Origin of the sequence: Streptomyces sp. UNOB3_S3 (assembly GCF_020740895.1) — a bacterium.
Lineage (GTDB): Bacteria > Actinomycetota > Actinomycetes > Streptomycetales > Streptomycetaceae > Streptomyces.
This window is the reverse complement of record NZ_JAILXP010000350.1, coordinates 1-7,474: the sequence shown is the minus strand read 5'-3', so window position 1 is coordinate 7,474 and position 7,474 is coordinate 1. Positions and strand designations below refer to the sequence as shown.

The window sequence follows — 7,474 nt, the reverse complement described above, 5'->3', positions numbered from 1 at the left end:
GCCCCCGACCGCCGCCTGATCCACGCCTACGCCCGTCACTACGTCTCCACCGGCTTCTTCCCGCGCCCCGACGGGCCGCCGGCGGAGACCGGCGCTCCCTGATCGCACGCAACGGCAACGCACCGTAAAAGCAACGACAGAGAGGTACGAGCATCGTGAACAACCCCTGGGACAACACCGAGGGGACCTTCCTGGTCCTCGTCAACGACGAGGGCCAGCACTCCCTGTGGCCGTCCTTCAGCGACGTCCCCGCCGGGTGGGCCACGGCCCGCGGCCCGGGCACCCGGGCGGAGGCCCTCGCGTACGTCGAGGAGAACTGGACCGACATGCGGCCCAAGAGCCTCGTCGCGCGGTACGAGCGGGTCGCGGAGGTGCGGACCGCGTGAGCGAGCCCCGGAGCACCGCGCAGACCCCGCCCGCCTACCCGTTCAACGAGGCCGTCGGGCTCGAGGTCGACCCCATCTACGCGAAGCTGCGCAAGGACGAGCCCGTCGTCCGCGTCGGCTGCCCCTTCGGCGAGGACTCCTGGCTCGTCACCAACCACGCCGACATGAAGACCATCCTCGGCGACCCCCGCTTCAGCCGGGCCCTGGCCGCCCTCCACGACGAGTCACGGCTGACGCCGCTGCCCATCCACACCAGCATCCTCGGCATGGACTCCCCCGACCACACCCGGCTGCGCCGGCTGCTCTCCCGGGTCTTCACCATGCGCCGGGTCGAGCTGATGCGCCCCGGCATCGAGCGGGTCGCCAACGAGCTCCTCGACGAGCTGGTGGCGCGCGGCGCCCCCGGCGATCTGATGGAGGAGTTCGCCGTCCCGATGGCGGGCACCGTCATCTGCGACCTGCTCGGCGTGCCCTTCGAGGACCGCGACGACTTCCGGCAGTGGCTCGACGCCTTCTCCGCCACGACCGTGATGACGGCCGAGGAGACCCAGGACGGCACCGACGCCCTCCACGACTACATCGCCAAGCTGACCCGTGAGCGCCGCGCCGATCCCCGCGAGGACCTCATCAGCGGCATGGTCAAGGCCAGCGACGAGGAGGAGCGGCTCTCCGAGAAGGAGATGGTCGAGCTGATCAGCGTGCTGCTGATCGCCGGCCATGAGACGGTCTCGTCCCAGCTCATCGACTCCCTCCACGTACTGCTCACCCACCCCGACCAGCTCGCGACCCTCACCCGGCGGCCCGAGCTCATACCCCAGGCCGTCGAGGAACTGCTGCGCTACGTCCCGCTGATCTCGCACGTCACCTTCGCCCGCTACGCCGCGGAGGACGTGGAGCTCAGCGGCACGCTGGTCCGCGCGGGAGAGTCGGTCCTGCCGGCGATCCCCTCGGCCAACCGCGACGAGACGGTCTTCGAGAACGCCGACCGCTTCGACATCGGCCGCGAGCACAACCCCCACCTGGCCTTCGGCTACGGCATCCACCGCTGCCTGGGCGCGCCGCTGGCGCGGCTCCAGCTCCAGGTGGCGCTGCGGACGCTGCTGGAACGCTTCCCCGGGATGCGCTGCGCGGTCCCGTTCGAGGAGCTGGAGTGGAAGGACGGCATGCAGGTGCGGAGCCTGCTGAAGCTGCCCGTCGAATGGTAGCCGGCTGACGGACCGGCACGGCGCCGGACCCGGGGGCCAGGTCCCGCGAGAGCGGGGCCGGGCCTCCGCCGTCCGGTCGGGAGCCGTTCGGTCGGGTGCCGTTCGGTCAGGCCAGGCGCCAGTCGGGCGAGCCCGGGCTGCTCTTGGCCGTCTCGGCCGGGTCCGTGGTGGCCACCGGGGCGAGCGCGGCGTCGATCAGGGCGACGGTCTCCTCGTCCAGCGCGACGTCGGCGGCCTCGGCGTTGGCGGTGATCTGCTCGGGCCGGGAGGCGCCGATGACGGCCGTGACGACACCGGGGCGGGCCAGGACCCAGGCGAGGGCGAGCTGGGCGAGGGTCAGCCCGAGCCCGTCGGCGACGGGCCGCAGCGAGGCGACCCGGCGCAGGACGTCGTCCTTGAGCCAGCCGCCCAGCAGCTCGGAGCCGTCGTTCTCGCTGGTGGCCCGGGAGCCGGCCGGCCACTGGCCGCCGGGCTCGTACTTGCCGGTGAGCACGCCCTGGGCCAGCGGCGACCAGACGATCTGGCCGATGCCCAGCTCCTGGCAGGCGGGGATCACCTCGGCCTCGGGGACCCGCCACAGGGCGGAGTACTGCGGCTGGTTGGAGATCAGGGGGATCCGCAGCTCCCGGGCGAGCGCGGCGCCCCGGCGGATCTGGTCGGCGGTCCACTCGGAGACGCCGATGTAGTGGGCCTTGCCCGCGCGCACCACGTCGGCGAAGGCCTCCATGGTCTCCTCCAGCGGGGTGGAGGGGTCGAACCGGTGGGCCTGGTAGAGGTCCACGTGGTCCGTGCCGAGGCGGCGCAGGGAGTTGTCGACCGACTCGCGGATGTGCTTGCGGGAGAGCCCGAGGTCGTTGCGGCCCGGCCCGGTGGGGGCGAAGACCTTGGTGAATATCTCCAGCCCCTCGCGGCGTATGCCCTTCAGGGCACGGCCGAGGGATTCCTCCGCGCGGGTGTCCGCGTAGACGTCCGCGGTGTCGAAGGTGGTGATGCCGGCGTCGAGGGCGGCGCGTACACAGGCGCGCTCGGTCTCCTCGCCGCGCGACGCGTCGTGGGTGAGCCAGTTGCCGTAGGCGATCCGGCTGACGATCAGTCCGCTGCGTCCCAGGTGACGGAAGTCCATGGCGGCACGCTATCAACGGGCCCATGTGCGGCGGGGGTTAACAAGGATCATGGCGGACCCCCCGTGGGAAGTCCGCCATGACGCGATGCTCTTCGGCCGTTCTTCGGCCGTTCTCCGGTCGGGCCGCCGCCTCAGCGGCGGTGCCGCCCGCCGGAGGAGGGGTTGCCGCCCGCCCTGCGCCGTCCGCCCCCGGACGGGCCGTCGGCCGGGCCGTCGTAGCCGTCGTGACCGCCGTGGCCGCCGCCCTGCCCGGCGTGGCCGTCGTACTGGCCGTACGCCCCGTACTGGCCGTACTGGTCCGGCCGGCCGGGCCGGCCGTTCTGCTGGGGCTGCTGCCCGTACGGGGCGGCGTACCCGCCCTGCTGTCCGTACTGCCCCTGAGCGGGCTGCCCGTACTGGCCGTGCCCCTGGCCCTGCTGCCCGTACTGGCTCTGGCCGTACTGGCCCTGCTGCCCGTACTCGTCGTGCTGTCCGTACTGGTTGTACTGGTCGCGCTGCGCGTACTGGTCGCGCTGCGCGTACTGGTCATGCCGCGCGTACTCGTCGTGCTGACCGTAGTGGCCGTGCTCCTGGTGGCCGCCGTTCTCGGCGGCCGCGAGGGCGGCGCGCTCCTCCGTGAGGCCGAAGCGCTCCAGCAGCGGCGAGACCACCGGGAGCTTGTCGAGCCGCGGCAGCAGCCAGGCGTGCCACACGCCGGTGATGAAAAGGATGGCGGAGCCCGCGATCAGCACCGAGCCGAAGGTGTCGGTGGGGTAGTGGGCGCCGATGTACATCCGGGAGAAGGCGACGAGCAGGACCGCGAAGACGCCGCAGACCAGGACGGTACGGCGGTGCCGGGTCTCGCGGAGGAGGAAGTACGCGGCCACGACGGCGGCGACGGTGAAGGCGGTGTGGCCGCTGGGGAAGCTGTTGGAGCCGATCTCCGGGTCGAGGGAGAACTGCCGCGGCGGCCGCTCACGGGCCACGATCGCCTTCGCGATCTGGGTGCTGTTCCAGCCGACGGCGACCACGAGGAACGTGGAGACCGCGGCGGTCGGCCGGCGCCGTACGAACAACAGCCACCCGCTCCAAGCCGCGAGGATCAGCACGCCGGCCACCGGCGAGGCGCAGTAGCTGACCAGCTCCATCGCGTGGTTGAGCCAGGGGGTGCGCAGATTGGTCTGGATCGTCCGGTCCAGCGACAGATCGTGCGGCTGGATCAGCGTGGTGTGCGCGGCGACCAGCCCGAGCACGACCGCGACCGCGAACAGCAGGATGGAGTTGCGCAACCAGTGGCGCACGTAGGGCATGAGGTGGGGCGTCCTTCGTATCGGTACGGCGGCACCGGGGCGGCAGCACGGTATGCGTACGTTCGGGTGACGGGTACATGCCGCGCAGATGTCATCGGCGCGGCTGCACAGCAAAAGCTACACGCGCGACGTGACACCCTTCCGGCGCGGCCGTGGGCGCACGGCCCTCCATGTGACGGGGGTCACCCGGAGGTGGACGGCCACTCCACCAACAGTCGCTCGCCCCGTACGGTCACGGGCGTGCCGAAGGCGGCGCAGGCCCGGGAGAAGCGCTCGCGGATCCGCTCCCAGTCCTCGCCGCGCGCCGGCTCGGTGCGGCAGTAGTCGAGGCGGAGGGGGACGGCCTCCAGGCGGACCGGCCGGTGGCGCGGCGGAGCCGGGTCGCCGGGGCGCGCGGGGTTGTCCAGGGTGACGAGGAAGAGCAGCCCGAGGTCGTTGCGGAGTACGGGGTCGACGGCGTAGTCGTCCACGAAGTCGCCCATGTCGTGGATCACGAACCCGGCCACGCCGTGGAAGACGTGCGCGGAGTGCCCGGCGACCAGGGTCGCCCCGGCCGCCAGCAGCTCCGCCGCGGCGGCCCGTACGTGGTGGGGCGGCACCGAGGTCATATTGGGCCCCCAGTGGGGGGTGACCAGCACGGCGTCGGCCTCCGCCGCGGCCCGCCGGACCTGCTCGGTGAGCCAGGCAGGCACTCCCCTGTGCAGGTCCGCGAAGGCCACGCCGGGCCGGTCGGCGCCGGCGGCGAAGTCGTCCGGGTGGTCGGTGGCGCCGACCACGGCCAGCCGTACCCCGCGTGCCTCCAGCACCGTGTGCTCCCGGGCGGCGGCCGCGTCCGCCCCGGCCCCGACGACCCGGATCCCGGCCGCGGTCAGCAGCTCGCGGGTGTCGGCGAGGGCGTCGTAGCCGTAGTCGAGGGCGTGGTTGTTGGCGAGGGTCACACAGTCCACGCCCAGTTCGGCGAGGACGGCGGCGGCCGGCGAGGGTGCCCGGAAGAAGAAGGGCTTGCCGGGCGCGTCCCAGGGGTCCCCCCGGTCGGAGACGCAGCACTCCAGATTGAGGACGAACAGATCGGCCCCGGCGATGACGTCCCGGATCTCCTCGCTCAGGATCGTCGCGGGCTCCGGGGCCTCCCCCAGCCGCTCGCCGACCCCGCGCCCCAGCATGGTGTCGCCCGCCATCGCCACCGTGATCGGCGCCATCCGCTCCGCCTCCGTCCGGGCGGTGCCTCACGCACCCGTCCTCACCGCAGTAGTACCAAGCCGTGGCCCGGGGGTGCCCGTCACGCTCCGCCGAGCGTGTCGCGGCCCCGGCGGACCCTTGGCCGGTTCAGCCGCTCGGCAGGACCTCACGGAGCGCGGCGTCCAGCTTCTCGGCGATGTCCTCGTCGGGTGCGGCCCGGGCCGTGGCGGAGGTGTGGAGCGCGGCGAGCCGGGTGGTGAACGTGTGGGTGAACGCGCCGTAGAGGGGGGTGCGGGGGCGCAGGGCGGCGGTCTCCAGGGCGGGCAGGAGCGTGTCCTTGGCGTAGCGGGGGCGCCGGGCGGCGTCGCGCGGCATGTCGCCGCCGCTGCCCTCGCCCGGCGCGGCCGTGCCGGTCGGCGCGCGCCGGTCGGCGCAGGAGACGCCCGGGTCCGTGTAGGAGGAGGCGCGGGTGGCGGCGAAGCCGGCGTCCAGCAGGCAGCGTTCGCTGGTCCTGTCGGTGAGGAAGGCGACCAGCTCCCGGGCCTTTCGCACCCGGGCCTCGGGCATGGCGGGGCTGGCGGACACCGCGAGGTTCTGCGCTGGAGGTCCGCCGAGCCGGGCAGGACGACGGCCCGGGCGCGGTAGGGCGAGTGCTCCTTCTCCTGGAGGTCGTTCCACGCGTCGACCAGGCGTTTGCGGACGCCGTTCTTGCCGGTGACGTCCACGCCGGTGGCGATCACGAGCTGGGTGCCGGTCACCGGCCGCGCCGGGGCCGTCCCGGCGGGCGGGCCCGGCGGGCCCGGCTCGCCGCGGCCGAAGCAGCCGGTCGCGACGGGCAGCAGGGCGGCGCACCAGACCAGGAAGCGGACCCGGCTCGCGGCGTTGGCCTGCCGGTGCTTCTCCATGGTGTCGACGGCCTCGTCCACGGTCAGGGCGCGCGGCAACGGTCCGGTGGCGGCCGGCGGGCCGGGCGGCGGCGAGGCCGGGGGCTCCCCCGGCGCGCCGCGGAACGCCGCGTCCCGGAGGACCTTCCGGCCGTCGTTCGTCGCCAGCCAGTCCCGGAACCGCTGGACGGCCCGGTCCCGCTCCCCCTCGTCCAGGCGGGCGTCGTTCCAACCGCCCGGTCCTCCGCCGAGCTGCCCCGGGCCAGCCCGCAGACGAGGTCCTTGCCGGTCGGCAGGGACCGCCCCTGCCGCCGCTGGCCCAGCTCCACGGCGCGCGGCGCGTCCACCCGGTACAGGCCCCGGGCCGCCGCGAGCCCGGCGTCGGTGTACCTCGGGTCGGCCCGCCGGACCTGGGCCTTCTCGTCCTTCGCCCGCATCGCCGTCAGCAGCTCGGCGAGGGTGCGGCCCGTGCGCCCGCCCTCGGCCTCGGCGAGCCGGTCGGGCACCAGCAGCACCGACGGCGCGTGGGCCAGCGGCTCCGCGTCGTCGGAGTCCAGGGAGAGCACCGAGGGCTGGGTGCCGCTCTCGTCCCGCGCCCTGCGCGCGCTCGCCGAGGGCGCCGGGATCCACACGTCCGGCTGCGGCCCGACCGTGCCCACCGGGTTGAACCCGGACCGGCCGGCGTGGGCCCACTCGCCGTACTGGGTGCGGAACGCCTCCACGGTCTCGGCGGACCCGGCGCTGTGGACGGTGACGCCGGAGCGCCGGCAGCCGTCGCCGCCCGCGTCCAGCGCGGCCCGCAGCTCCGTCAGGTTGCGCTCGACCGCCGCGATGTCCCCGAGCCCCTCCGCCACTTCGAGCGGCCGGTCGCTGGCGTACTGCGACACACCGATGAGCAGGGCCCGGTCATATCGCTCCCGCCGCCCGGATCCGGCCATCGCGCTAGTCCCGCTCGTCGTCCCGCTCCGCGCGGAATCCGGGTGGGCTGTCGTCCCCGAGGGCCTGCCGGCTGCGCACCCGCTCCTTGATCGACGCCGTCACCAGGCGCACGATCTCGGCCGTGGTCGCGGCCCCGACCCATTCGATGACGATGTCCAGCTGGGGCCCCATCAGGGCGCCGGCCTCGGCGGGCCGGGCACCCCGCTTGACCTGCGCCCGGTCCTTCAGTTCGGGTTCGCCCCGGAGCCACGCCTCCAGGGAGGTGACGTCCCCCTCCGCGACGTGCCCGGGCGCGGAGACCCGCACCCTGTGCCGTAATTCGCCCTCTCCCCGCGTCATAACTGGACATGGTGACACGGAGTGCGGCGTTCGAGGAGGGGCCGGGGAGCGGCATTTCGTCCGCCGGGGCGCTTGCCGGAAGCGAACCGTTGTACGACGCTGTCCCGGCCACCCCGGATCTGCCACCCCC

General features: G+C 74.0%; 8 protein-coding genes. 2 read left to right on the top strand and 6 right to left on the bottom strand.

All coding sequences use genetic code 11. The features are described from left to right. Positions 1–155 precede the first annotated feature (155 nt). Complete coding sequence (locus tag K6I33_RS28420) at positions 156–386, top strand: MbtH family protein (protein ID WP_308297343.1); 231 nt, start codon at positions 156–158, stop codon at positions 384–386. Continuing rightward, positions 383–1,591: a cytochrome P450 gene (locus tag K6I33_RS28415; RefSeq protein WP_229357401.1), complete on the top strand. Its 1,209-nt coding sequence runs from the start codon at positions 383–385 to the stop codon at positions 1,589–1,591. The genes K6I33_RS28420 and K6I33_RS28415 overlap by 4 nt, the downstream gene beginning before the upstream one ends. 106 nt (positions 1,592–1,697) lie before the next feature. On the opposite strand, the gene K6I33_RS28410 is transcribed toward K6I33_RS28415, so the two are convergent. The 6 genes from K6I33_RS28410 to K6I33_RS28385 form a co-directional block, all read right to left on the bottom strand. Further along, positions 1,698–2,714, bottom strand: coding sequence for an aldo/keto reductase family protein (locus K6I33_RS28410; protein ID WP_229357400.1), 1,017 nt, complete (start codon positions 2,712–2,714; stop codon positions 1,698–1,700). A gap of 131 nt (positions 2,715–2,845) precedes the next feature. After that, positions 2,846–4,003 carry a phosphatase PAP2 family protein gene (locus tag K6I33_RS28405; RefSeq protein WP_229357399.1) on the bottom strand — a complete coding sequence of 386 codons (1,158 nt, stop codon included), beginning with the start codon at positions 4,001–4,003 and terminating at the stop codon, positions 2,846–2,848. Positions 4,004–4,185: 182 nt separating this feature from the next. Then, the gene (locus tag K6I33_RS28400) at positions 4,186–5,202 is read right to left on the bottom strand and encodes a CapA family protein (protein ID WP_229357398.1); all 1,017 of its coding nucleotides are present in this window, start codon (positions 5,200–5,202) and stop codon (positions 4,186–4,188) included. 127 nt (positions 5,203–5,329) lie between these two features. Continuing rightward, positions 5,330–5,767 (bottom strand): hypothetical protein, encoded by a 438-nt coding sequence (locus tag K6I33_RS28395; RefSeq protein ID WP_229357397.1) that lies wholly within the window; start codon positions 5,765–5,767, stop codon positions 5,330–5,332. Between the two features lie 343 nt (positions 5,768–6,110). Next, entirely contained in the window at positions 6,111–7,004 is an 894-nt protein-coding gene (locus K6I33_RS28390) for a substrate-binding domain-containing protein (RefSeq protein ID WP_229357396.1), read from the bottom strand. Positions 7,005–7,008: 4 nt separating this feature from the next. Further along, the gene (locus K6I33_RS28385) at positions 7,009–7,344 is read right to left on the bottom strand and encodes a hypothetical protein (RefSeq protein WP_229357395.1); all 336 of its coding nucleotides are present in this window, start codon (positions 7,342–7,344) and stop codon (positions 7,009–7,011) included. Between the last annotated feature and the right edge of the window lie 130 nt (positions 7,345–7,474).